Source organism: Pseudoramibacter faecis (assembly GCF_036289405.1).
GTDB lineage: Bacteria > Bacillota > Clostridia > Eubacteriales > Eubacteriaceae > Pseudoramibacter > Pseudoramibacter faecis.
In genome coordinates this window covers 44095-68192 of record NZ_JAYFFI010000002.1, presented here as the reverse complement: position 1 = coordinate 68192, position 24098 = coordinate 44095, and the positions used below count along the sequence as shown (strand labels likewise).

23 protein-coding genes are annotated in these 24098 nt (G+C 55.7%); 12 read left to right on the top strand and 11 right to left on the bottom strand.

Annotated features, from left to right (window positions below):
• Positions 1-62 precede the first annotated feature (62 nt).
• Positions 63-614: a hypothetical protein gene (locus V3C63_RS02955; RefSeq protein WP_329886338.1), complete on the bottom strand. Its 552-nt coding sequence runs from the start codon at positions 612-614 to the stop codon at positions 63-65.
• A 187-nt stretch (positions 615-801) separates the two neighbouring features.
• Positions 802-1617, bottom strand: a complete 816-nt coding sequence (locus V3C63_RS02950; RefSeq protein ID WP_329886337.1) for a biotin--[acetyl-CoA-carboxylase] ligase — start codon at positions 1615-1617, stop codon at positions 802-804.
• Between the two features lie 183 nt (positions 1618-1800).
• Between V3C63_RS02950 and larE the strand changes: the two genes are divergently transcribed.
• A complete protein-coding gene (gene larE, locus V3C63_RS02945; protein ID WP_329886336.1) occupies positions 1801-2631 on the top strand; it encodes an ATP-dependent sacrificial sulfur transferase LarE in 831 nt (276 codons plus the stop codon).
• Positions 2632-2675: 44 nt separating this feature from the next.
• Here larE and V3C63_RS02940 read toward each other — a convergent pair whose 3' ends face one another.
• Positions 2676-4040 (bottom strand): AI-2E family transporter, encoded by a 1365-nt coding sequence (locus V3C63_RS02940; protein WP_329886335.1) that lies wholly within the window; start codon positions 4038-4040, stop codon positions 2676-2678.
• Between the two features lie 156 nt (positions 4041-4196).
• On the opposite strand from V3C63_RS02940, the gene V3C63_RS02935 reads away from it, so the two are divergent.
• Positions 4197-4832, top strand: coding sequence for a glycerol-3-phosphate acyltransferase (locus V3C63_RS02935; RefSeq protein WP_329886334.1), 636 nt, complete (start codon positions 4197-4199; stop codon positions 4830-4832).
• Between the two features lie 39 nt (positions 4833-4871).
• Here V3C63_RS02935 and cls read toward each other — a convergent pair whose 3' ends face one another.
• A complete protein-coding gene (gene cls, locus V3C63_RS02930) occupies positions 4872-6440 on the bottom strand; it encodes a cardiolipin synthase (RefSeq protein WP_329886333.1) in 1569 nt (522 codons plus the stop codon).
• 157 nt (positions 6441-6597) lie between these two features.
• Complete coding sequence (locus V3C63_RS02925; protein ID WP_329886332.1) at positions 6598-7437, bottom strand: pyridoxamine kinase; 840 nt, start codon at positions 7435-7437, stop codon at positions 6598-6600.
• Between the two features lie 147 nt (positions 7438-7584).
• Here V3C63_RS02925 and pdxR point away from each other — a divergent pair, with 147 nt between their 5' ends.
• The 6 genes from pdxR to V3C63_RS02895 all read left to right on the top strand — a co-directional run bounded on the left by pdxR (position 7585) and on the right by V3C63_RS02895 (position 15277).
• On the top strand, positions 7585-9009 hold the full coding sequence (gene pdxR, locus V3C63_RS02920; RefSeq protein ID WP_329886331.1) for a MocR-like pyridoxine biosynthesis transcription factor PdxR: 1425 nt from the start codon (positions 7585-7587) through the stop codon (positions 9007-9009).
• Positions 9010-9180: 171 nt separating this feature from the next.
• On the top strand, positions 9181-10872 hold the full coding sequence (locus tag V3C63_RS02915) for a phospho-sugar mutase (protein ID WP_329886330.1): 1692 nt from the start codon (positions 9181-9183) through the stop codon (positions 10870-10872).
• A gap of 433 nt (positions 10873-11305) precedes the next feature.
• Entirely contained in the window at positions 11306-11932 is a 627-nt protein-coding gene (locus V3C63_RS02910) for a GntR family transcriptional regulator (RefSeq protein WP_329886329.1), read from the top strand.
• 76 nt (positions 11933-12008) lie between these two features.
• Positions 12009-13124 carry an ABC transporter ATP-binding protein gene (locus tag V3C63_RS02905; RefSeq protein WP_329886328.1) on the top strand — a complete coding sequence of 372 codons (1116 nt, stop codon included), beginning with the start codon at positions 12009-12011 and terminating at the stop codon, positions 13122-13124.
• Entirely contained in the window at positions 13121-13759 is a 639-nt protein-coding gene (locus tag V3C63_RS02900) for an ABC transporter permease (protein ID WP_329886327.1), read from the top strand. Before V3C63_RS02905 ends, V3C63_RS02900 begins: the two co-directional genes overlap by 4 nt.
• Positions 13760-15277: a glycine betaine ABC transporter substrate-binding protein gene (locus V3C63_RS02895; RefSeq protein ID WP_329886326.1), complete on the top strand. Its 1518-nt coding sequence runs from the start codon at positions 13760-13762 to the stop codon at positions 15275-15277. It abuts the gene before it with no gap.
• A 69-nt stretch (positions 15278-15346) separates the two neighbouring features.
• On the opposite strand, the gene V3C63_RS02890 is transcribed toward V3C63_RS02895, so the two are convergent.
• From V3C63_RS02890 to V3C63_RS02865, 6 genes are all read right to left on the bottom strand, one after another.
• Positions 15347-15901, bottom strand: a complete 555-nt coding sequence (locus V3C63_RS02890; RefSeq protein ID WP_329886325.1) for a hypothetical protein — start codon at positions 15899-15901, stop codon at positions 15347-15349.
• Between the two features lie 21 nt (positions 15902-15922).
• Complete coding sequence (locus tag V3C63_RS02885) at positions 15923-16480, bottom strand: hypothetical protein (protein WP_329886324.1); 558 nt, start codon at positions 16478-16480, stop codon at positions 15923-15925.
• 24 nt (positions 16481-16504) lie between these two features.
• Positions 16505-17068 (bottom strand): hypothetical protein, encoded by a 564-nt coding sequence (locus V3C63_RS02880; protein ID WP_329886323.1) that lies wholly within the window; start codon positions 17066-17068, stop codon positions 16505-16507.
• Complete coding sequence (locus tag V3C63_RS02875; RefSeq protein WP_329886322.1) at positions 17031-19241, bottom strand: MucBP domain-containing protein; 2211 nt, start codon at positions 19239-19241, stop codon at positions 17031-17033. The genes V3C63_RS02880 and V3C63_RS02875 overlap by 38 nt, the downstream gene beginning before the upstream one ends.
• A 29-nt stretch (positions 19242-19270) precedes the next feature.
• On the bottom strand, positions 19271-19609 hold the full coding sequence (locus tag V3C63_RS02870) for a hypothetical protein (protein WP_329886321.1): 339 nt from the start codon (positions 19607-19609) through the stop codon (positions 19271-19273).
• A gap of 152 nt (positions 19610-19761) precedes the next feature.
• Positions 19762-20049, bottom strand: coding sequence for an MGMT family protein (locus tag V3C63_RS02865; RefSeq protein WP_329886320.1), 288 nt, complete (start codon positions 20047-20049; stop codon positions 19762-19764).
• A 171-nt stretch (positions 20050-20220) separates the two neighbouring features.
• Here V3C63_RS02865 and V3C63_RS02860 point away from each other — a divergent pair, with 171 nt between their 5' ends.
• The 4 genes from V3C63_RS02860 to argS are packed head-to-tail and all read left to right on the top strand — an operon-like array spanning position 20221 to position 23998.
• Complete coding sequence (locus V3C63_RS02860; protein ID WP_329886319.1) at positions 20221-20715, top strand: 2-thiouracil desulfurase family protein; 495 nt, start codon at positions 20221-20223, stop codon at positions 20713-20715.
• Positions 20716-20739: 24 nt separating this feature from the next.
• The gene (locus V3C63_RS02855) at positions 20740-21801 is read left to right on the top strand and encodes a D-alanine--D-alanine ligase family protein (RefSeq protein WP_329886318.1); all 1062 of its coding nucleotides are present in this window, start codon (positions 20740-20742) and stop codon (positions 21799-21801) included.
• 19 nt (positions 21802-21820) lie between these two features.
• Positions 21821-22276 carry a YwiB family protein gene (locus V3C63_RS02850; RefSeq protein WP_329886317.1) on the top strand — a complete coding sequence of 152 codons (456 nt, stop codon included), beginning with the start codon at positions 21821-21823 and terminating at the stop codon, positions 22274-22276.
• A 30-nt stretch (positions 22277-22306) separates the two neighbouring features.
• Positions 22307-23998: an arginine--tRNA ligase gene (gene argS, locus V3C63_RS02845; protein ID WP_329886316.1), complete on the top strand. Its 1692-nt coding sequence runs from the start codon at positions 22307-22309 to the stop codon at positions 23996-23998.
• Positions 23999-24098 lie beyond the last annotated feature (100 nt).

Below are 24098 nucleotides of genomic sequence, written 5' to 3'. Positions count from 1 at the left end.
CGGGCGTGCTCGTGCATCAAAAAAAGACGCCGGAAGGCGTCTTTTTTGTGTGTGGTGTTGGCTCAGACGTGGGGAATCTCGGTGTAGTCCGAAATGTCCCGGCTGACCGTCGCCAGATCAGCGGTGCTCAGCGCTCGAATGTCGGCGCGGCCCATCATGCGGCAAAAGCTCTCGAACGCTTCGCCGGTGAGGCGCAGGAAGCGGCCGACGCCGCAGGCGGGGACGTTTTGTTTCTGCAAAGCGCGGTAATAATCCGGAGCCGCGGCGATGAGCGGAGCCGAACCCAGGGCGCCCGTCGGTGCGTTCCCGCAGCTCGGTGACCAGCTTTTTGACATCGTTTCGGTCGTGAAGGTCGGCAAAGACCGCCGTGTCCGGTTTAGTGGCCTGGCCGATCTTGATTTCGACGGCGCCGCATTTTTGCAGGAAAGAGTCGGAGACCTCGCTGTCCGGCGTGACTTCGTAAACGAATTGACCGGCGGCGTTTTGCACGTCGCAGCGGACGGCGGCAGCGGGAAGGTGCCGAGCTGAGCACCGAGCAGCGGGCTGTCGTCCCGGCTGGGCAGGGACAGGCTCGTTTCCATCGCGGCGATGGCGGATTTGCCGGTTGCCGCCATTTACTCGACGGTGCGCAGCATGCGGCGGCCCTTGACGTGGTGCCGGGGGGTGTTCGGATTCGGATTTTCAGTAGTCATAAGCGCTCCTTTGCGGGTGAAACTTGGAATTAAAATCAAGCACCGGGCGATCTGTGCCCGATGCCTTCATTCTATCACAAACGCCGCAGGCCGCGCGGCCATGACAATTTTATGCCAATATCAGTGAAATTTCTCCAGATGCGATGGTATGCTTCCGGCCGGCGGCATCGGTTAGAAGCAGATGGCCGAGGTCGTTAAACCCGAGGACTGTCCCCGAAAGTTTAAGCCCCGCGCCGGAAAGCGTGACGCGCTTGCCGATGAGCATGGAGTGCGCTCGGTAGTCGCCGATATAGGCGGCGGGGCCGTCGGCTTCCCCGAGGGCGGTGAGCTCGCGGATGAGCGCGGCGAGCAGGCGCAGCTTGAGAGGGCTGTCGCCCTTCGCCGGCGGGGCATCGTCGCTGACGGCCCCGGCCAGATCCGCGATGGTCGCCGGGAAGCCCTCTGCAGGACGAAAGAGGTTGAGGCCGACGCCCACCACGAGAAAATCCGCCGTCGGGTCGCTGTGCCCCAGTCCGGCCTCGGTGAGAATGCCGGCGATTTTCCGGCCGTCGCGGTAAAGATCGTTCACCCACTTGATGTCCGGATAGCTGCCCGATGCGTCGGCGACGGCCCGGGCCGCAGCCACGCAGGCCCCCATCGTGACGAAGGACGCAAGCGCGGAGCGCTTGGCCGGGCGGTAGAGCACCGAAAGATAAAGGCCGCTGTTCGGCGGGGAGAAAAAGTCCCGCCCCCGTCGGCCTCGGCCGGCGCTCTGGGCATCGGCGACGGCGATGGTGCCGTGGGACAGGCGCAGTGCGTGCTGCTTGAGAAAATCGTTGGTGGAGGGCAGCTGCTCGAACCAGAAGAGGCGGTCGGTCGGGGCGCCGTCGCCCAAAAAAGGCATGAGGGGAGCCAGGGAGCGAGTGCTGTGAAATGCGGCGGTCATGGGAATCCTTTCTTAAAAAAATCAGCAAAAACCAGCCGGTCACGAAAAAGGGAGAGGGGAACGGGCGTCGGCTTTTCGCTTTGGACGGGGCCTGTGCTATAATAAGCCAACGGACTAAAAATCATTTGAACGATCAGAATCATCAGAATCATCAGAATCATCAGAAAAGAAAAGAGGGTTGGCATGCAGGCGATTTTAGAACAAAAATACCGGGCGCTTCAGGAGAATATCCGAGCGCTGGGATCGGTGGCGGTGGCGTTTTCCGGCGGCGTGGACTCGACGCTGCTGCTCAAGGTGGCCCACGATGTTTTAGGCGATGCGGCCGCCGGCGTGACGGTGCAGGCAGACATCGTGCCCCCGCGGGAGATGCAGGAGGCGGCGGATTTTTGCAAGGCGCAGGGCATTCGCCAGATCGTGTGCCGGGTGGATGCCCTGGCGCTGGCCGGATTTGCGGACAATCCGCCAGACCGCTGCTATTGGTGTAAGAAGAACAACTTTTCGGAGATTCTGAAAATCGCAGCGGCGGGCGGTTTTGCATCGGTGGCCGAGGGATCGAATCTCGACGATTTGGGCGACTACCGTCCGGGGATGCAGGCGGTGGCGGAGCTCGCCGTTGTCAGCCCCCTGCGGAAGGCCGGGCTCACGAAGGACGATATCCGCGCGATTTCTAGGGAGCTGGGCCTGCCCACCTGGGATAAGCCGTCCTATGCGTGCTTGGCGTCCCGCTTTGCTTACGGAGAGAAAATCACCGAGGAAAAGCTCGCGATGGTTGACAAAGCGGAGCAGCTGCTTATCGATTTGGGCTATCGCCAGATGCGGGTGCGCATTCACGGGGAGCGGGATTATATCGCCCGCATTGAGCTGCCGGCCGGCGAAATGGCGACGATTTTCGAGAATCGGGAAGCTGTTAACGCCGCCTTTAGGTCTCTGGGATTTCGTTATGTGACGGTGGACCTGATGGGCTATCGCACCGGCAGCATGAACGAGACGCTCGGCGCGGATCAAAGACAGTAAACCGTGCCGTTAAAAAGACCGCTGCAGCAGCGGTTTTTTGATGACTAATTTTCGGGAGTTCCGTCGTTTTTATCGTTATCTGGCGCGGTCGGCTTGCGCTTAAAGAGACGCCGCCATCCGGCGCTGTCCGGCTGCGCGCGGAAGCGGGTGTTGGCCGGATCCCGCCGGCTTTTGAGTTCGCCCCCCTCGAGATAGGCGGCATCGTAATAGTCGGCCGTGTCGGTAGGGAGGCGGCGTTTTTTCAGAAAGTGGTTGATGACGCGGCGGGCGAAGGCATAAATCACGGCGAACAGCGGCACGCCGATCACCCAGCCCAGTACGCCGAAGAGGCCGCCGAAGATCATGATGGCGAAAATCACCCAGAAGCTCGAGAGCCCGGTGGAGTCGCCGAGGATCTTCGGCCCGAGGACATTGCCGTCGAATTGCTGGAGGATGATCACAAAGAGCACAAAATACAAGGCCTGAAGCGGCTGAATCAACAGAATGAGAACCCCGCCGATGATGGCGCCGATATAGGGGCCGAAGAAGGGGATGATATTGGTGACGCCGACGATTACCGAGACGAGCACCGGATAGGGCGTGCCGATGATGGAGGTGCCGATGAAGCAGAGCACGCCGATGATGGCCGAATCGATGATCTTGCCGCTGATAAATCCGTTGAAGGTTGCGTTGATAAAGCGAAAAGCACTGACCACTTCGTTGGCGGTATTGGGGCGAAACAGCGCATAGGCGATTTTTTTGCCCTGGGCGCAGAAGGTCTCCTTGGAGGCCAGCAGATAAATGGCCACGATGAGTCCGACGATCAAGTTAAAGAAGACGCGAACCGCGCCGACCAACTGGGTGGTCAGTGTTTGGAGGATGGTGCCCATATTGGGCAGAACTCTGGTTTTGATAAGCTTGGTTAGCTGGGCGGACGAGGTATTCCAGGCGGCGTTGAGCCAATTTCGAAACATTGGCTGGTTTCCCGGCAGCCGGGAGATCCAGGTGTTGACGTTGTTAACATAGGCTGGAACCTGGATGAAGAATTGGTTGAGGCTGGCAAAAAGCTGGGGCACCACGATCATCGTCAGCGCGTAAAGGCAGAGCAACAGGAAACACATGGTGATAAGCACCGAGAGACTGCGCATGCGGCGTCGGTCCCTGGTGAAGCCGGGCCCGGCGACATCGCGGCCGCGTCTTTCGAATAGAGGCATCAGCCATCGCCCCTCGACGAAGTTGAGCACCGGCGTCATGATGAAGGCGATGATGATGCCGAAGGTGATGGGCATCATGGTGCGGCCGATCTTCTGCAGGCTGTCGGTGAATTGTCCGGCGTGGAAGACGAGATAATAAACGGCGAAAGTCGCGAGAAAAACGAGAAAGGCGGTCAGCCCCCAGGTGAGTTGGTTTTTATTCGGTTTGAGTTTCATGAGCACCTCTTGGCGTGGTTTTGTGGGATGATTTCAGTGTATCGGTCGTCCGAAAAAGTGTCAAGTAAATTATCTGCGACGGGCGCTGCGGTCCGCATCACCTTGCGGCGAATGTTATAATAATAAAAATCCTGTGAAGCGAAGGGAGGCGGGATCATGCGCGGGATCTGTTTGATGATCGGCTATGGTTGGGGGTGTTTGCTCACAGCGGCATGGGTCGCGCGGCGCCGGAGCGTGTCGATTTTCGAAGCGGGCTCCGGGAATCCGGGCATGGCCAACGTGATGGCCCTTTGGGGCCTGGGGCCTGGGCTTGCGACCCTCGCCGGAGATCTGGCCAAGGTGGCGGCGGCCAGACTGACGGCGGCGATGATTTTCCCGGGCGGCGGTCTCACGGCGACAGCATGGGTCGGTCTGGGGGCGGTGCTCGGCCACGATTTTCCCTTTTGGCATCGCTTTCGCGGCGGCAAGGGCGTGGCGGTTACCGGGGCGGCGGTGGTGCTCATGCGGCCCGGCTGGGGGGTTCTGGCTCTGGGACTCGCGGCGCTGGCCGTGATCGTCAGCCACTATCTGTGCGTTGGGGCGGTGGTGCTCCCGGCGGCTTTCGTCGCGCCGGCGTTTTGCTTCGGCGGGACGGCGATCGGCGGGATTGCGGTGGCCTTCACGCTGCTGATGCTCGCGAAAAACGGCGGCGGGTTTCGTCGGATGCGCCGCGGCGAGGAGACGCCGATCGATGCGGCGTCGAAACTCCGGGCGGAGCTTCGACGGCGGGCCTCCCGGCGAAAAACGCATTAAAAAAACCGAAGCTTCTGCTTCGGCTTTTTTAGTGAATGGCTAAACCAGCGGCGCGAAGAGCCGCAGCACTGCCTGGAAGAGCTGGCGGATCAAGGAGAGGCGGGTCTTTTGATATTTGGCGCTGACTTCTTCGCAGACGGGGAAGAGCCGATCAAAGTCGCTTTTGATATCGGCGATGGCGGCGACCTTCATCAGCAGCACCCCGCACTCAAAATGAAGATAGAGGCTGCGGTAATCGAGGTTGATGGTGCCGACGGTGGCGGCCTCATCGTCGCAGACGCATTGCTTGGCGTGAATGAATCCCGGCGTGTATTCAAAAATGCGCACGCCGTAGCGCACCAGCGTCGCGTAGTATGAGCGCGTCATCTGGAAGACGACTTTTTTGTCCGGGATACCGGGCGTGATGATGCGCACGTCCACACCGCGTTTGGCGGCCAGCCCCAGCTCGTGCACCATCTCGTCGGTGATGATCAGGTAAGGGGTCGTGATATAAAAATAGTGTTTGGCGTTTTTGATGAGGTTCAGATATACATCCTCGCCCACGCGCTCGTCGTCTAAGGGGCTGTCGGCGTAGGGTTGGACGTAGCCGCGCTCGGCGGCGGTGTAGCTCAGCCCTGGCAGATACCGGGCGTAATCGGTGTCGCGCTTTAAATCCGTATCGCGGATGGCGTTCCACATTTCAAAAAAGAAAATGGTGAAGCTGCGCACTGCGGTGCCCGTCAGCCGCAGGCCAGTATCCTTCCAGTGGCCGAAGGGGTGGGTAATGTTAAAGTATTCGTTGGCGAGGTTGTAGCCGCCGGTGAAGGCCACGCGACCGTCGATCACCGTGAACTTGCGATGGTCCCGGTTGTTCATGAAGACGTTGAGGAAAGGCTGCACCGGGTTGAAATCCCGGCATTGGATGCCGTCGGCCTCCATGCGCTTGATAAAGTCGCGGTTGATGAAACTGATGCTGCCAAAATCGTCGTAGAACAGGCGCACCTCGACTCCTTCGGCAGCCTTGGCCTTTAAAATCGCGTGGATCTCTGCGAAGGCCTGGTCGTCCTCGATGGCGTAATATTCCATGAAGATAAAATCCCGGGCGTGGCGCAGGGCCTCCTTCTGGGCGGCCAGCGCCTCGGCCGCGTCGCCATAGAAGACGACGTCCGTGTTGTCATACACCGGATGGGGGCCGTAGTGACGGATGTAGTGACTGATATTGGCGAGGGCGCGGTCTTCCTTTCGCAGGCGGTCGGCGACGGCGGCGTCCTGGACCAGCATCGGGTTGAGCTTTTGGTTGATCACCTCGTGGCGCAGGCGCATGCGCCGGGTTACGTTCACCCGGCCGGCCAGGGCGTACATCGTCAGGCCGAACACCGGCAACACGAGAATCAGCATGATCCAAGGCATTTTGATGGCAGCGTTGCGATGCTCCCCAAAAATGCACAGGCAGACCACCATGGCGACGATGCGGGTGATTAGGGAAATGCGCGTCGAATAAGCGGTGAGGTTGCTGAAAAGATAGACCAGCCAGCCGATCTGGATTGAGGTCAGCAGGACGACCATCAGAAACCAGCCGATGCGATTTTTGACATTGCTTCTTTCTTCTGTTCGCATTTGTGACCGCATGGCACCCTCCTTTTAAAATTTCGAAGTCGATATCAGCATTATAATCGAAAAACTAATTGCAGGCAATCAAAAACCGCTTGTTTAAGGCAAGCGGTTTTTCGTTATTTTTAAACGTAAAATTTTTGAACGCAAAGCGCAGCGGCGATGCGCCGGCCGATTAGCGGCGGGCATCGAGCATCCGGATGAGCTCGGGGATCGTGGTCTCGAAATCGACGCCGTACCACGGGTTGGCCGGATTGGCGACGGTCACGGCAATGGTTTTGGCCGTGTAGTCCGCGGCGATTTGCATGGAGGTTTGCCAGTCGATGCCGTTCATCATCGCGCCGACGCAGGTGCTGGAGAAGAGATCGCCGGTGCCGTGATAGGCCGCGTCGATTCTGTCGTTCTGGTAGGTATAGAAGGTGCCGGTGACGGTATCAAGTCCCATGACGCCGGTTTTGCCCGGTGCAAGGGAGACGCCGGTGAGCACGGCGGTCTTCGGGCCGAGGGAGCCCAGCTTTTCGAGCAGATTTTTGATGTAAGCCTCGTCGGTGGTTTCGTGGTAGTCGGTGCCCGTCATGAAGCAGGCCTCGGTGATGTTGGGCACGATGAAGTCGGCATGGCGGCAGAGCTCGGCATTGCGAGCGGCATAAGCCTCGTCGAAGGCTGGGTAGAGTTTGCCGTTGTCGGCCATCACCGGATCGATGAAGCGCAAGGTGTCGCCGCCTGCAAAGTCGTCGAAGAGCTTCTCGACGATTTCGATTTGCTCGAAGGAGCCCAGATAGCCGGTATAGATTGCGTCGAAGCCGATGCCCTCGGCGCGCCAATGCTCGGTGATGGGCACGATTTGATCGGTCAGATCCTTGACGGTGAAATTTTTGAACATCGTGTGGGTGGAGAGCACCGCCGTCGGGATGACGGCCGTCTCGACGCCCATGACGGAGATCACCGGCAGGGCGACGGTCAGCGAGCACTTGCCGAAGCAGGAGATGTCTTGGATGGTTAAAACGCGTTTCAAAATGGTACCTCTTCTGAATTTTTTAAAGTCTCTGGTCCGTCGATGCTCGGTTTGTATTTGACGGGCCTTTTATATTATAATGGGATTTGACCATCTTCAAAGAGCCAATTTAAAATAATTTATGATGGTCAGTTTGGAAGGAAACCGATGTTGACCTACGATTTAGACGCCGCGGGGAGCGATCCCCTTTACGTTTTTCTTTACAAATGCATCCGTGAGGATATTGTCGGCGGGCGGCTGGCCCCCCGGGAGGCGCTGCCCAGCAAGCGGGCCTTTGCCAAACATCTGGGCGTGAGCACCATCACCGTGGAAAATGCCTACGGCCAGCTCGCCTCCGAGGGCTATATCGTCTCCCGGCCGCGGCGGGGCTTTTATGTGGCGGCGCTTTCGGAGCTGCCGTTTCGGAATCGGCAGGCGGCAGCCGTTTTGTCGCCCGAACCGGAAACCGACCGGGTCCGGGCCGCGCTGACGCAAACGCTGGCGGGACCGCAGTGGTTTGCCGACTTCGCCAGCAACCAGACGGACCCCGAACGGTTCCCCTTTTCAATTTGGGCAAAGATCAGCCGGAGAGTGCTCAGCCGGGAGCAGCCGGCGCTGATGGAAAACCCGCCGGCGGGCGGCATGGCCCAGCTGCGCCGGGCCATCGCGAATCATCTGCGGGATTTCCGGGGGATGGCCGTCTCGCCGGAGCAGATCGTCGTCGGCGCCGGGACGGAATATCTTTATGGCCTGCTGATTCAGCTTTTGGGCTTTGACAAAATTTATGCCGTGGAGACGCCGGGCTACCGCAAGGTGGCCCAGATTTATCGGGCCCACGGCCTGGCGGTGGCCGAGATCCCGCTGGATCATGCGGGATTGATGCCGGATCGGCTTGCGGTCAGCGGGGCGTCGGTGGTGCACCTCACGCCGAGCCACCATTTTCCCACCGGGCGGACCATGCCCGTCAGCCGGCGCTGCGAGCTGCTGGGCTGGGCGTCCCAGGCGCCTGATCGCTTCATCATTGAGGACGATTACGACAGTGAATTTAGGATGAACGGGCGTCCCATTCCGCCGCTTTACACCATCGACGAAAGCCGGCGGGTGATCTATATCAACACCTTCACCAAGAGTCTGGCCTCCACCGTCCGCGTGTCCTATATGGTGCTCCCATTTCCGCTGGCGGCGCGGTTTTATCAAGAGCTGCGCTTTTATGCCTGTACGGTGTCGACCTTTGAGCAATTCACGCTGGCGCGTTTCATCGCCGAGGGGTATTACGAAAAGCACATTAACCGCACGCGCCTGGCCTATAAGCGGCGGCGGGACACGCTGCTCGCGGTGATTGCCGCAAGTCCTCTGGCGGCGCGGGCCCGGATCGCCGAGGAAAACGCGGGGCTGCACTTTCTGATGACCATCGACACCGAGAAGTCGGACCGCGCGCTCATCGCTGATGCGGCCCGGGAGGGGATTCGCTTGTCGGCGCTCTCGGACTACGGCGGAGCCGGCGCCCACACCTTTGTTATCAATTATTCGTCGATTCCCGACGGGCGCATGGCCGAGGCGGTGGCGCGACTTTATCGGGCGGTCGTCGCCTGAGTGCGCGGCAGATTTTTTGAAAACGCATGAAAAAAGTGCATTGAAAATTTTTTGAATGGCCCGCGGCGTTGTGCATCGGCGGCGCTTGGGGTATAATGAGTGTAATCGGTTATTCGTGGCCGCGCGATTGGCGGCGCTTGGCATAAAGGGAAAACGAATTAGGAGGATAAAATGGATTATCGCGACAATTTGCAAAAGTGGCTCGACTTCGGCCAATACGATTACGGGATGCTCAAAGAACTGGAGGACATCACCGACGAAAAGGAACTGGAAGATCGGTTTTACACCGAGCTGGCTTTCGGCACCGCGGGGATGCGCGGCAAGATCGGCATGGGGACCAACCGCATCAACGTGTACGTGGTGGCGCGGGCGACCCAGGGGCTGGCCCAATATCTGCTCGCGGCGGATCCGGCCAATGCGGACAAGGGCGTGGCGATTGCCTACGACTCGCGACATTTCTCCCAGGAGTTTGCCCAGGTGTCGGCGCAGGTGCTGGCGGCCAACGGCATCAAGGCGTATCTTTTTGATGATTTGCGCCCGGTGCCGGTGCTCTCGTTCACCGTGCGCCATCTCGGCGCGGCGGCGGGGATCGTGATCACCGCGTCGCACAATACGAAGATTTATAACGGCTACAAGGTTTACGGGCCGGACGGCGGCCAGATCACCGAAGAAGCGGCGGCCGCCGTGGTGCAGCAGATCCAAACCATCACCGATTATTTTGGCGTAAAGCTCGCGGCGGACGACGACGCCCACATCGTGACCGTGCCGTCTGCAGTGGACGATGCTTATGCCGCCGCGGTGGAATCGGTGGCCCGGGCCAATCCCGGCAGCGATTTAAAAATCATCTACACGCCGCTGCACGGCTCCGGCAACATTCCGGTGCGCCGGGTGCTTGCGGATCTGGGTTATGAACACGTGTCCGTGGTCAAAGAGCAGGAACTGCCCGACGGCGATTTCCCGACGGTGGCCAAGCCCAATCCGGAAGAAAAGGCCGTGTTTAACATCGCCATCGGCATGGCGGAAAAAGAAGGCGCCGACATCATCTTCGGCACCGACCCGGACAGTGACCGTCTGGGCGTGTGCTGCCGCAAGCCCGACGGCGACTACGCCGTGTTCACCGGGAATCAGACCGGTGCGCTTCTGGTGGATTATATGCTCGAAAGCCGCGACTGGCCGGACAACAAAGCCATCGTGAAAACCATCGTGACCAGCGAAATGGGCGGGGTGATCGCCCGGGCTCACGGCGCCGCGGTTTATAACGTGCTCACCGGCTTTAAATACATCGGCGAAAAGATGACGCAGTGGCAGGCCACTGGCGAGCACACTTTCGTGATGGGCTACGAAGAAAGCTACGGCTATCTGGCCGGCGATTACGCAAGAGACAAGGACGCCGTGGTGGCCAGCGCCTTGGTCATCGAAATGGCTCAATATTACAAGGATAAGGGTATGACCCTTTACGAAGCGCTTCAGGCCTTGTATGAAAAATACGGCTATTTTGAAGAATACGTGCAGTCCATCGAGCTCGACGGCATCGCGGGCAAGGCTCAGATCGCGAAGATCATGGATGCTTTCCGCGGCGATTATTTTGACGCCTTTGCCGATGCGAAACTGGCGGCATTCAACGATTACCAGAGTCAGCTCAGCAAAGATTTAGCCACCGGGCAGACGACAGCCATCGATCTGCCGGTGTCCAACGTGCTGAAATTCGTTTTTGACGAAGACTCCTGGTATGCGATCCGTCCCTCCGGCACCGAGCCGAAAATCAAGGTGTATTATTCGGTGAAAGGTCAGAGCGCGGCCGATGCGCATGCCAAGCTTGAAGAACTGAAGGCTGCGGTCAACGAAAGACTGCCGAAGCTTTAAGCGGTCCGTTCATCAAAACCCGCCTGCGATCTAATGATCGCAGGCGGGTTTTTTTATGCACTATATCGAGGCGAACCCTATCGAAGCTTGTACAACGGCCGCGGCTATTGCGTTTGGGACGCGGAGATGCGCGCCCAAGACGGGCTGTCAAATCCTCGGGTGGCTTTAATCATTCATCGGGGAAAGGCGGATGATGGTATGATCGAGAAACGACGTGCCCGTGGCGTTGGCATAAGACGGACAGGGTCCGCATCAGGGTGCATAAATCGCGATAGGAAATGTTTTCGACCGGGTTGCGGTTAAAAAGCCAAGCGATCATTTTGCGGGGCTGTCTCCACAAAAGCTGTCAACTGCCACATTGTTTGACTTATATAAGTTGGCTGTGTTAAAATAATATTGGTCTTTATCGTTAGGAATGGGAGGCATAAAGGAAATGAAGCAAGGTCAATCTCAATCAAAATGCTTATGGGTCGCTCGGGATATTGCGGGAGAGATAGCCAAGGGGGAGAGACAGGAAGGAGAAGCCATTCCCGGGATGTCGATAATGGCATCAAAATATGGCGTTTCTCCGGAAACTATCAGGAGAGCGGTATCCATCCTGGCGGACAAGGACGTCGTTGAGGTGAAACCTCAGAGCAGAACAAGAGTTAAATCTGTGGAAAACGCGTTAAAATACATCAGTTACATTGAGAAAGATAACGAGCTTCGAAATGCCTATCACAGCATCAGAGAGATAGCCAGGCAATATAAAGCATTAAATTCCAGACTTTTGGATACCCTGGATTACTTTGTAGAAAGAAAAATCAGTCTCTCACCGGTCGAATCTCCCTTTCCGAATTACGAAATCCCGATCCCGGACGATTCCAATTTAATCGGAAAAACCATCGGTGAGTTGAAATTTTGGAGCAATACCAAATGCACGATCGTAGGCATCAAGAGAAAGGATGAAACCATCATTTCTCCCGGCCCATATCTTTCTTTCGAAAAAGGAGACATTATCGTGGTGATCGGAACTGCAGAAGCCGTGGAAGATTCTGTAAAGCTGATCAGGCAGCTTTGATTTAAATCGAAAACCGACGATAATGGGCATAATAAACACGCGTGTTGATACATATTTACATTAGGAGGTGTCATTGATGATTCGATTTGAAAAGGTGAGGAAGACGTACGGAAAGACCACTATATTAAATGATTTGACATTTGATATAGAAGACAAACAGTTTGTTTGTCTGATCGGCAAGTCGGGCTGCGGCAAGACCACAACACTAAAGACCATCAATCGATTGATTAAGCCGGATTCCGGCAAGATTTTGATTGATGGCGAAGATATTTCAACGAAGAATAAGGCGGAGCTGAGAAGACATATCGGATATGTGATTCAGGAAATCGGTCTTTTTCCGAACATGACGGTTGCACAAAACATTGCGGTTGTGCCCAAGCTGCTCAAATACGGCAAAGCAGAATGTGACCGCATTGTCAATGAAATGCTTGATTTGGTGAAGATGCATGAGTATGCGGATAAATATCCGTCGGAGCTTTCGGGCGGCCAGCAGCAGAGAATTGGGGTGCTGAGAGCGTTGGCGGCAAGTCCGCCGATCGTATTGATGGACGAACCGTTCGGCGCACTGGATCCGATGACCAGAGAAAGTCTCCAAAATGAAGTCAAGGACCTCCAGCAAAAGCTAAATAAGACGATCATTTTCGTCACGCACGACATGAATGAGGCTCTGAAGCTGGCGGACGTCATTATCTTTATGGATCGTGGGAAAATCGTGCAGATGGCAAGTCCTGCCGAATTCCTGGCGCATCCGGCCAACGATCTGGTGAGAGAATTCATGGGTGACCATGCAGATGACTATATCGCGCCGACAAAGGTAGAGGATTATATGCGCACCAATCTTGCATTTGCCCACAAGGACGATCAGGTTAAGGCCTGTGCGGAGATGATGGCGAGAAACAGCGTGGATTCGGTCCTCGTGGTGGATGATCAAAATCGATTTGCGGGAACCGTGAGCATCAGGGATATTATGCACTGGGGCAAGGAATTAAGCAGCATCGAGCCGCTTATCAGGCAGACGGCAAGAACGGTGCTCATCGGCAGCGATGCCAGAGAAAGCTTTGAATATCTGTTAGAGACAAATGCCAATTATGTGGTGGTGTTAAATGCGGACAGAAGCATCGCCGGCATCATCACCAAGACCAGCGTGGCCACCTCGGTAGTCGAGAATTTATGGGGAGGTGAAGAATCATGAAAGCATTGATGGATACGTATGGCTCTATGCTGCTGAGCGCCATCGGGACGCATATGTTGTATGTGATGGTTTCGGTTGCCTTAGGCGCCGCGGCCGGCATGATACTGGGAATCGCGCTTTCAAGAGTTCCCAAATGGTCTGTCGTCATCCTGCCGATCTTATCGGTATTTCAGACAATACCGGGGCTTGCGTTTATTGGAATATTGTTTTTAATTACCGGCATGAAGCCCATGACGGTTATCATCGCGTTATCGGTGTACGTCATATTCCCGGTTTTGAAAAACACGTATGCCGGCATTCTCAGCGTGGAAGATAAATACGTAGAAGCGGCGAGGGGTTGTGGTATGACTTCTTTTCAAACGTTGATGCGGGTGGAATTGCCGCTGGCTTCGCCGATCATCATTGCAGGACTCAGAATGGCGGTGATCTATACCGTCAGTTGGGCGGTTTTGGCAGCGATGATTGGTTTGGGCGGTCTGGGAGACTTTATTTATCAGGGTACCACCTCCAACAACAATACCTTGATTCTGTTGGGTGCCATCCCGGCGGCCGTCATCGCTATCGTTTTAGGGCTTATCATCGACGTTTTGCAGAAAAAACTTACTCCGAGAGGCATTCGGGAGGTGAGAAGATAAATGACTTTCAGCTTGATAATGGAGCACATGTTTTTGGTGCTGGCGGCCATCACCCTATCGATTTTAATCGGCATCCCTTTGGGCGTATGCGCCTATATGATGCCAAAGAGCAGAGGGCTTATCCTGAAGGCGGTGGATATCCTTCAGACGATACCGGCCTTGGCCCTCCTTGGCTTAATCATGATTCTGGCAGGTCCCGGAAAACTGACGGTCGTCATTGGGATCACCCTCTATTCGCTGCTTCCAATCGTTCAAAATACCTGCCTCGGCCTTTCGGGAATAGACCCGGGTGTCGAGGAAGCCGCCAAGGGTGTCGGGATGACTTCGATGGAGCGGCTGACGCAGGTGGAATTTCCGATCGCCTTTCCCACGGTATTTACAGGAATAAGGATTGCCTTGGTCAACGCCATCGGCATCGCGGTATTTGCAGCCTTTGTCGGCGGCGGCGGTATCGGCGGCGTCATGAATAAAGCCATCCGAATACAGGATATGAAGATGATCCTGACCGCTACCGGGGCACTGATGTTGATTGCGGTTGTATTGGATCTTCTGATGGGTGTCAGCGAAGCGCAGATAAGAAAATCCCACAGCAGCATGAAGCGGGTCATTTCATCGATACTCATCGTCTTCGTCGCCTTTATGGTCACGGTTCCTTTTCAGGTGGCCGGTTCCAATTCGGCGGGGAACCTGATGCTTTATGACGGTGATTACACCGAGACTCAGATTATGCATCACATGATCAAGCATCTTGTGGAGGGAAAGACGGATTTGAATGTGACCATTCAGGATCAGATGTCCCAGGTTAACAACTACAAGGCACTGATCGGCAAGAAACATAGCTGCGATATGATGATCAGCTATGACGGAACATTGCTCACGACATTCCTGCATAAGGATCCGACGGACGTCCCTAAAGGGAAAAGCTTATACCAATACACCAATCAATTGGGAAAGAAAAGAGAAGGTCTGACCATGCTGGGTAAATTGGGATTTAACAACACCTATGCTATCGCAGTGCCGCGCAAGTTGGCGGATAAGTACAACTTGAAAAAGGTTTCGGATTTGGAAAAGGTGGCTCCCGAGTTGACCTTTGGCGCAGAGCATGAATTTTTCACGGAAGAGGGCAGTATGAAGTACAATCCTTTCGTGAAGTTCTACAATCTGAAATTCAAGAATCAAAAATCGGTGGATGTCAGCCTGAAATACTCGGCGATCGAAAAAGGAGAGTTTGATGTGACAGAGGTGTTTGCGACAGACGGTCTGAACAAAAAGGCGAAGCTGGTTATATTAAAAGACGACAAGCACTTCTTCCCGGAATACAACGGCGCCTTCCTCATAAGAGAGGATACCTTGACGAAATTTGCCAAGACGGCGCCCAATTTAAAGAAGGTGTTGTCGTCGTTGGACGGCAAGATCTCCACGGAGGAAATGTCCGAGATGACGTATCAGGTGGATGTCAAGGGCCGGACGGTGGATGATGTGGCAATTGACTTCCTGAAGAAAAAAGGACTACTATAGGCGGCCCGGCAAAGAAGCCCTTTAATAAAGCAAAAAACCGGACGGCATCGCCGTCCGGTTTTTTGATTGTCAGTCCGCTTTCGGGTTGGGCCGAAATTTCACACTAAGATTATACAGCCATTGCAGGTTGATTTTGGGCCGCGGGGATTCGCGCTTCAGGCGAGTCGTTAAATCCTCGAGTGGCGCTAATAATTTTTCCCGATCTCCCCGGTGCGGGGACAAATGTTCGTAATGAATTTTAGAAATTCGATACCGGAAGGAACTGAACGTGTAGGCCATGCACGGCCCAACAATATCCCCATTCGGACAATAGTTTACATCCGTTTTCGTGAGATACCACAGATCACCCTTTTGATACATATGATCAACAAAAATTGTACCGGGATTAAAATTGAAGTCGGGTTTATCAATGTTTACGGAACTTGGATAGACGGCGTTAATCTTTGCGGGAAGCATCAATCGGTCAATTTCTCGCACCACGGGATATTCATCTTTGGCGTGGGGCATGTGGGTGGCGTAATAGAATCCATAATGGCGAAAGTTGATATGAATGGCCATGAAAATCGCAGCAGTGAGGATGATGGTGATCCAAAGATGCACTTTTTTATCTTGATAAAATCTCATTTGTGGTTTAGCACTCGCTATTTAAACGCTAACGTAGGCCTCCGGGTTCGGCCGATTTTTAACGCGCTCGTTGTAGATCTTTTGAAGGTTAATGAGCGGTTCGGGGGATTCCCTTTTCAGCCGCAGGGTCAGCCGATCCAGAACGTGAAGGATGCGGGCACGATCGGATTTTGAGAATATTAGGTCATAAATATCACATCTAATAATTTTATAATTTTTATTAAAATAGAAAGCGATATATTGTGCGTCATATGCCTCGACAGGATAATAAAAGAGGCCCATGCCGCTTATTTCTAGGCGATCCCCCTTTTGTAAAACATTTTTGGCATCAATGCTGCCAAAGTTGCTTCGGGTATGTTGGTTGTGCGCATTGGGAAATTCCCGGTTAATGTCGTCTGGCAGAGGGCAATACTCTAATTCCCGGACAATGGGATATTCGTTCTTGGCGTGGGGCATGCGGGTGGCGTAGTAATAAGCGTATTCACTCAGGTTCCAGGCGATAAGGCCCTTTACCAACAGCAGGCCAAGCAGCGCGATGCCTGCGGCGATCAAAAGGGGTTTACATTTTTTTGGTTTCATTCACACATTTTGACATCAATATTACTAGTACGTTTCTGTATTCGGCCGAAACTTCACACTGAGATTATAAAGCCACTGCAGATTGATGATGGGCTTGGGGGATTCGTTTTTCAGGCGCTGCGAAAAATCTTTTAAAGGGGTGTAAAGCCATTTGTGTTCAGATTTTGAATTTCTTGTTTCCAAATAGGAGTATATTTTTCCGGCCTTGTAATTTTTATCGAAGTCAATGCCAACAAAATCTTCGCCATCGGCGAAAGGATAATATTCTGCACCAGAAACATCCATGGTCCATAAATCTCCCTTTTGAAAAACATTATAAGCGCGTATATAGCCTGCTGCAAATTCATCCCGGGTACCTTCATTCGCGTTAATGCTGCTGTGATATTTTTGATTGACCGTGCTCGGCAGCAGGTGCGAGATTTCCCGAACCACAGGGTATTCGTTCTTGGCGTGAGGCATATGGGTGGCGTAATAAAAAGCATAATGATAGAGGTTGTAGCCGCAGAAGAAGATTGTCGCCGCGACAACCACATAAACGGTGAGCAGTATCCTACCGAGGCTTCTTTTTCGCTTTTTGTTTCTTTGCATGGTGGTTTCCTCTCTTTAAACGATGGTTGGTTTTGTGGTGTGTCTTGGATTTTATACGGGCTTTTTTAAATTTCCGTTTTTTATAATGCTTTGATTTTTTTAATCTGGGTTTTGAGGAGCGACGTTTCCTTTTGGATTTTTTAGATTTTTTTCTTTTGAAAAGGCGATGAAAAAGCTTGCCGATTGTTTTCTTTCCGTTAGAAAGTTTCTTTTTTACCGAACGGATAATGCCCCACCCGGCCAAGGCAAGCATGGCCAGTGATGTGGTCAATCGGATAGCTTTATGCGTTTCGGATAGATTTCTTTTGGCTTTGCTTCGCGATTTTTTTAGCAACGGCTTCTGTTTTGTGTTAGGGCGATTGTAATACTTTTTCAATGTGGTTCGCAGCGGCTTTTTTGAATGGATAATGTTGTAAAGATCAAGATCTGTGTTCAGGTCCGCTTTATTAATATGGCCATGTTCTGTGACCCAATCGCCATAATAACCATTTAAAACCACCCAATGATTTATCTCGTATTGAAAGGTTCGTTTTGGCATCAGTTTATTTCCTACTTTATGATAGAAAAAGTTAACAAGACCGTGGGAAACTGTTTCATTAATTATTATTCCGGGGAAGTTCATAAATCTAAGCGGCGATAACGGTGCGGTCATAAAACTTTGCGGAAACTTTGCCCGATTACTGCGGTCTAATGCCCCTGCGGCAGCGATCCCCATATGTGAAAAGTCAATCTTATGTGAATTACGTAATAATTTATAAAAATCTTTCGAGTTCTTTTTCCCCGCAATATTTGCCAAAGAGGCACGAGAATAATTTTTACTGCCTACCCTTGAGGTTATTATCTGGGGAATGCTTGGTAAATTGCCGCCGCCATAGTTGACAGCGCCCATAAAATAAAATTGATCTCGTTTGATCTCGGCCGCGCTTTTGTGATGTTTTTTACCATCCTGTTCAATGGCTTTAAGCACATCAAAGAAAACCTTTTGCTCGTTGATTTTTTTGCCCCTTTGATCCTTGCCGTCTTTTTTAATCCCCGTATTCTTCTCAAACCAATCAATCTTTTTCTTGGCTTTGCCCTTCTTCGGCTTTGGCGCGGCGGGCCCCGCCGGCTTCGCCTGGGGCCGTGAGGCCGCAGCCGTTCTTTTGGGAGCAGATCGCTTTGTTGACGCCGCCCGGCGCGTTTGGGGTCGGTTTGTTTGCTTTGAAGGGGTTATCTTCCGGTAGCCCAAGGTGACGGTCTGGTCCGCCGCGGCAATCACCGTCTGCCCCTTTGGCGGCCGGTAGCCCCGGATGGCCGGCGGGGCAATGCGGTAGCGCTGCCCCTTGAGCAAAGTGAGGGTCCGCGCCGGGGCCAGGAGCTTGCCGCTTGCCTGATCCACCGCGCGGATAGTGAGGGTGGTTTCCGGCGTATAGGTATAGGTGAGGCGTTTTTCGTCCGGGGCGGGGGTTTGGGTTTGCGTTTTCGTCAAACGAAATTTTGGGATTTTGGGCGCGGCGGGAGATGCGGCAAAGGTGTTCAGGCTTTTAAGCTCCTGCTCGGGTTTTAAAGCCTTTCCGCTGTCGTCCTGGGAACGGACCGTCAGATGGGTTTGGCGGTCCACGGCGACCTTCGCCTGCAGGGCCGAGCCGAAAAGATCGTAGCGCACTCCGGAGGCCGTCCGGTAAACGCCGGCATTGGCCGGCGCCGGCGCATAAAAGGTGTAATCAAAATGGCTGTTAAAGCACACGCCCAGATAGCCGCCGGCGGGCAGGTCGGCCGCCCCGTTTAAATCTTTGCCATAGGGATTTTGGGCGTCGCTGCTTTGGTCGTAAATCACCCCGCCGGCCTCCCGAAGGTGGGTTCCCTTTGGGATCAGGTGGGCCAGGTTGTGCAGATTGGTCTTAACCCCCTGGGAGACGTCGATATCGGTGGCGATAAACGAAACCAGCACCGGGACTTCTGTATTGGTGCCCTCCCGGACGATCCGGTAATGAATGCTCACCCGGTTTGCCCCGTTATAAAGCACGACGATGGCGTTGTTTGTCGTGTTTTTCAGATACGGCTCGCCGGTGAAGGCGATGCCGTGCACGCGAAACGCTCCGGCGTAATCGCTGTGTGCCTGCCACCAGGCCGCGTCCGTCTCGGTGACGATATAGAGCAAATCGAGCCGGGTGCCGGCGCGGGTGTCGCCCACATGGGTGATGCGCCCGGCGGTGCCGGCGGTCAGCGCATAAGCCGTGACTGGCTGCTGCGGATTATTGCGCGTCCAGAAGCTTTCGCTGTTGATGCGGCCGACTGCCGCCCCGAAAGCGGCACCACCCGGCTGTCGCGGTTCCAGCCGAGGCCGGCCGGAGTCAGCAGGTTGTCGTCGGTGAAGTGGTCGGCGGTGATCCGGACCTGCACCGGGTCGAAAACGGCGGCGCCATGGGCTTGGGTGTTGGGGGTGCCGGAGATCGTGACGGCCGTTATCTGCGGGGCGGCGGCGGTCACGGGCAGCGCGAAAAGCCCAAAAGCCACCACCAGCATGCCCAAACCCAGCATCATTCGTCGCCAATCGTGCATTTTCTTAATCCTCCCTCGTTTTGGTTGATTTCAATAATGAATAAGATTATTTTAAGAGTTTCCGGGGAAGAAGACAAGAAAAAAGTAAAAATAAGCTAAAAGGGGGTAAAATTTTGCGAAAAAAGCAGGATGATATCCCTGCGGGCCGCGGCTCATCCCTCCCAGCGGCAGGCGGTCACATCCACCCGGCCGTCGGGCAGAAAGGGCACGTCCTCCCGGGCGAGCACCGCCCGGCGCAGATCCGCCTGGCCGCCGGCAATCCGGCCGTCGGCGTGCACCACCCGCTGCCAGGGCAGCGCCTCCGGGCAATGGCGCATGGCAAAACCCACCGTGCGCGCGCCGCGGGGCCGGCCGAGCATCGCGGCAAGCTGGCCGTAGGTGGCGACGCGGCCTGCGGGAATGCGGGCAACCAGGGCATAAACCTGTTCGGAAAAAGTCATGGCGAAACCTCCTCGGTGTTTGTGATAACGTCAGTTTAAACATCCGGGAGCAGCGATGCAATCGTTAATGGGCGAGCGGCGAAAAAAATTTTGCCGCCAGGCGGGGTTTCGGTTAAGATAGGAATCATCAAAAGCAAAAGGCAAAACGCAAACCGAACGAGGAGGCGGCCGATGAAAGGGCAAGATCTTAAATCCTGGCGGGCCCTGCTTGCGGACCCGGCGGAGCAGGTGCTCGTTTCCGCGTGTCTGGCGGGGACGGCCTGCCGCTACGACGGCAGGAGCAACGCCGATGCGCGGGTGCAGGCGCTGATGGCAGCCGGCCGGGCGGTGATCGTCTGCCCGGAGGTGGCCGGCGGGCTTAAGATTCCGCGCGTTCCGGCGGAAATAAGGGTGGCGGGGGCCAAACGGAAAGTGTATAATAAACAAAATTGTGACGTCACCGCGGCCTACGAACGCGGCGCGGCCCGGGCGGTGGCCCGGGCCAAGGCTCACGGCTGTCGGCTGGCGATTTTCAAAGCGCGCAGCCCGGCCTGCGGCTGCGGCGAAATTTACGACGGCAGCTTTGCCCACCGCCTGACGGCGGGAAACGGCATCGCGGCGCAGGCGTTGATGGACGCCGGGGTGATCGTCATCACAGAAGAAACCCTTCGGGCGGATCGCCTTTAAAGGAAGCGGGGATCAGGAGGCAATATGGCAGATAAAATCAAACTCGGGGTCGTTTTCGGCGGACAGTCCGGCGAGCACGAAGTGGCCCGGGTCTCGGCGTACAATGTTTTGCAGGTGATCGACCGGGAAAAATACGACATCACCACCATCGGCATCACCAAGGACGGCCGCTGGCTGATTTATACCGGGGACTGGGCCAAGCTGCCCGACGGCTCCTGGGAGGCCGATGCCGGGCATCTGCGGGAGGATTTTTCCCTGCTGACCGATCCGGCGATGCGCGCCATCGACGTGTTCTTTCCGATCATGCACGGCCCTATGGGCGAGGACGGCACCATTCAGGGCGTCTTCGAGATGATGGGCAAGCCCTATGTGGGCTGCGGCGTTTTGGCCTCGGCGGTGGGGATGGACAAGGTCGTCTCGAAAATTTTGTTCGAGAAGGCCGGCATTCCCGTGGTGCCCTACCGCGCGTTTCACGCCGCGGACTGGCAGCGGGATCCGGCGGCACAGATCGCCTCGGCGGAGGAATTGGGCTATCCGCTGTTCATCAAGCCGGTGAACATGGGCTCGTCGGTGGGGATCACCAAGGCCCACGACCGGGCAGAGCTTATCGCCGGGGTTAAAAAGGCCTTGATCTACGACAGCAAAATTCTGGTCGAAACCTTCGTCGACGCCCGGGAAATCGAATGCGCGGTGCTCGAAGAGCAGGGGACGATCCAGACGACGCTGCCTGGGGAAGTGGTGGCCAGCAAGGAATTCTACGACTACGAAGCGAAATACGCCGACGATCAGGATTCGCAGATCGTGATTCCGGCGCCGATCGATGACGCGACCACGGCTCAGATCCGCGGCTTTGCGGCGAAGGCCTTTGCGGCGATCGACGGCTCCGGTCTGTCCCGGGTCGACTTTTTTGTCGACCGGCGCGGTGGGGCTCTTTATATTAATGAAGTGAACACCCTCCCGGGCTTTACGGACATCAGCATGTACCCGATGATGTGGCAGCATATGGGCGTGAGCTATGCCGAGCTGGTCGAGCGGATCATCGCGACGGCCGCGCGCAAACGGGTGACCGATTACACCCGGGCGTAGCTCGCGGAAAGGAAAAGCCATGACAGAAACAATGGAAAATCATCCGGGCGGGAAACGCGTCTGGCTGTCGATCGTCAGCGAGGTGACGGCTCAGGGCGATACCGACCGCACCGAATTTGTGACCGAGGGTGCCTTTTACCGCGAGAGCGACGCCGAATGCCTGAGCTACCGAGAGACGGAGGTTTCCGGAATGTCGGGCACCACGACGACGGTCCGCCTCGAATCGGATAAGGTTTCGGTGATTCGCCTGGGCACCGTCAACGCGCTAATGGAGTTTGAAAAGGGCAGGCGCTGTGTCGCGATGTACACCACGCCCTTCGGCGATGTGCCGCTGTCGATTCAGACCCGGGCGATCATCGTCGACCGAAACGAAGCGAACGAGCCGGTGCAGATCCATTTGGATTATGTCATCGGCGTGGAAGGCAAAACGAATAGCGTCAATACCATGACGATTGAAGTCCGGGACAGAAAGTAACCCGGACTTTTTGCGGAAGCGGAGGAGAACATGTATATCAGAGAGCAACTGGAAAACGATTTGAAGGCCGCCGTCGAAGAAGCGGTAAACGCCGCGGTGACGAGCGGCGCCTTTTCGATCGCACATCTGCCGGCAATCCAGCTGGAGGTGCCCCGGGAGGCGCAGTTCGGCGATTACTCGACCAACGTGGCGATGCAGCTGCCGGGCCAGGCCCATATGGCGCCCCGGGCGATTGCCGAGGCCATCGTTGCCCATTTTGACAAGACGGATACCTATGTGAAGGCGGTCTCGGTCGCGGGATCGGGCTTCATCAATTTCACCCTGGATCCGGCCTGGCACTACAAAGTCATCGGCGAAATTGAAGCGAAGGGCGCGGATTACGGCCGCACGACGGGCAACGCCGGCAAGACCTACAACCTCGAATTCGTCTCGGCCAATCCGACGGGGCCGATGCATATGGGCAACGCCCGGGGCGGGGCCATCGGCGACGTGCTGGCCGAGGTCGCGGCCTGGACGGGCTACGACGTGACCCGGGAATTTTATGTGAACGACGCGGGCAATCAGATCGCGAAATTCGGCGACTCGCTGGACGCGCGCTTCCGCCAGCTCCTCGGAGAAGACATTCCCTTTCCGGAAGACGGCTATCAGGGGGCGGATATCCGCGTCCACATGGAAGAATACATCGCAGAAAACGGCGGAGAGGCTGCGGTGCGCCCGATGCTCGATCAGACGTCGGAGGCGCGCAAGGCCATTTTTGTGGATTACGCCTTAAAGAAGAATCTCCGGCAGATGCACAGGGACATGGAAAGCTACGGCGTGCATTACGACGTGTGGTTTTCCGAGCAGAGCATGTACGACGACGGGGAAATCGAGCGGGCGCTCAATCTCCTCAAGGACAAGGGCGCGACTTATGAAAAAGAAGGCGCCACCTGGTTTAAAACCACGGATTACGGCTGCGAGAAGGACGACGTGCTCATCCGGCAGAACGGCCTGCCCACCTATTTCATGGGGGACATCGCCTATCATCTGAACAAACTTTTGACCCGGGGCTTCGATCGGGCGGTCAACGTTTGGGGGGCGGATCATCACGGGCACATCGCAAGGCTCAAGGCGGCGATCGCTGCGGCGGGGGTGGACGCGAGCCGGCTGGACATCGTGACGATGCAGCTGGTGCGCCTGATCCGCGACGGCGAACCGGTGCGCATGTCCAAGCGGCAGGGCAAGGCCATCGGCCTCACGGAGCTGCTCGACATGGTGGGCATCGATGCGGCGCGAGTGTTTTTCAACCTGCGCTCGCCGGACAGCCACTTCGATTTCGATCTGGACCTGGCCGTCGAACAGTCCAACGACAATCCGGTGTTTTATGTGCAGTACGCCCACGCGCGGATCGCAAGCATTCTGCGCCAGCTGGGCAGCGAGGCGGATCTGGCGGCGCCGGCCAAACTGAGGCTGCTGACCAACCCCAAGGAGCTGGAGCTCCTTTCGGTGCTCTCCGATTTCCCGGAAACCATCGTGGCGGCGGAGCATAAAATGGATCCGAGCCGCATGGTGCACTACGCCCAGCGGCTTGCCTCGGCCTTTCACACCTTCTATAACGAATGCCGGGTGCGGGTGGACGACGCGGAGCTGATGCGCGCCCGCATCAAGCTCATTTTGGCCTGCCGGCAGGTGCTCGAAAACGTGCTGGGGATTCTGGGCGTCGACGCGCCGGAATCCATGTGATCCCAATCATCTAAGAAGATGCCTGCGGGCATTTTCTTTTTTGCGTGCGCATCGGTGAAAATAAATGGTTAGATTGGGTTGACTTATGGGGCGGGATCCC

Coding starts and splice junctions, on each gene's coding strand:
- V3C63_RS02940 (WP_329886335.1), bottom strand. CDS start 4,040: ATGAAACTCAAACCGAATAAAAACCAACTCACCTGGGGGCTGACCGCC.
- V3C63_RS02950 (WP_329886337.1), bottom strand. CDS start 1,617: ATGACCGCCGCATTTCACAGCACTCGCTCCCTGGCTCCCCTCATGCCT.
- V3C63_RS02955 (WP_329886338.1), bottom strand. CDS start 614: ATGGCGGCAACCGGCAAATCCGCCATCGCCGCGATGGAAACGAGCCTG.
- pdxR (WP_329886331.1), top strand. CDS start 7,585: ATGTTGACCTACGATTTAGACGCCGCGGGGAGCGATCCCCTTTACGTT.
- larE (WP_329886336.1), top strand. CDS start 1,801: ATGCAGGCGATTTTAGAACAAAAATACCGGGCGCTTCAGGAGAATATC.
- V3C63_RS02880 (WP_329886323.1), bottom strand. CDS start 17,068: ATGCAAAGAAACAAAAAGCGAAAAAGAAGCCTCGGTAGGATACTGCTC.
- V3C63_RS02910 (WP_329886329.1), top strand. CDS start 11,306: ATGAAGCAAGGTCAATCTCAATCAAAATGCTTATGGGTCGCTCGGGAT.
- V3C63_RS02915 (WP_329886330.1), top strand. CDS start 9,181: ATGGATTATCGCGACAATTTGCAAAAGTGGCTCGACTTCGGCCAATAC.
- V3C63_RS02865 (WP_329886320.1), bottom strand. CDS start 20,049: ATGACTTTTTCCGAACAGGTTTATGCCCTGGTTGCCCGCATTCCCGCA.
- V3C63_RS02885 (WP_329886324.1), bottom strand. CDS start 16,480: ATGAAACCAAAAAAATGTAAACCCCTTTTGATCGCCGCAGGCATCGCG.
- V3C63_RS02860 (WP_329886319.1), top strand. CDS start 20,221: ATGAAAGGGCAAGATCTTAAATCCTGGCGGGCCCTGCTTGCGGACCCG.
- V3C63_RS02935 (WP_329886334.1), top strand. CDS start 4,197: ATGCGCGGGATCTGTTTGATGATCGGCTATGGTTGGGGGTGTTTGCTC.
- cls (WP_329886333.1), bottom strand. CDS start 6,440: ATGCGGTCACAAATGCGAACAGAAGAAAGAAGCAATGTCAAAAATCGC.
- V3C63_RS02895 (WP_329886326.1), top strand. CDS start 13,760: ATGACTTTCAGCTTGATAATGGAGCACATGTTTTTGGTGCTGGCGGCC.
- V3C63_RS02870 (WP_329886321.1), bottom strand. CDS start 19,609: ATGCACGATTGGCGACGAATGATGCTGGGTTTGGGCATGCTGGTGGTG.
- V3C63_RS02890 (WP_329886325.1), bottom strand. CDS start 15,901: ATGAGATTTTATCAAGATAAAAAAGTGCATCTTTGGATCACCATCATC.
- V3C63_RS02855 (WP_329886318.1), top strand. CDS start 20,740: ATGGCAGATAAAATCAAACTCGGGGTCGTTTTCGGCGGACAGTCCGGC.
- V3C63_RS02905 (WP_329886328.1), top strand. CDS start 12,009: ATGATTCGATTTGAAAAGGTGAGGAAGACGTACGGAAAGACCACTATA.
- V3C63_RS02850 (WP_329886317.1), top strand. CDS start 21,821: ATGACAGAAACAATGGAAAATCATCCGGGCGGGAAACGCGTCTGGCTG.
- argS (WP_329886316.1), top strand. CDS start 22,307: ATGTATATCAGAGAGCAACTGGAAAACGATTTGAAGGCCGCCGTCGAA.
- V3C63_RS02900 (WP_329886327.1), top strand. CDS start 13,121: ATGAAAGCATTGATGGATACGTATGGCTCTATGCTGCTGAGCGCCATC.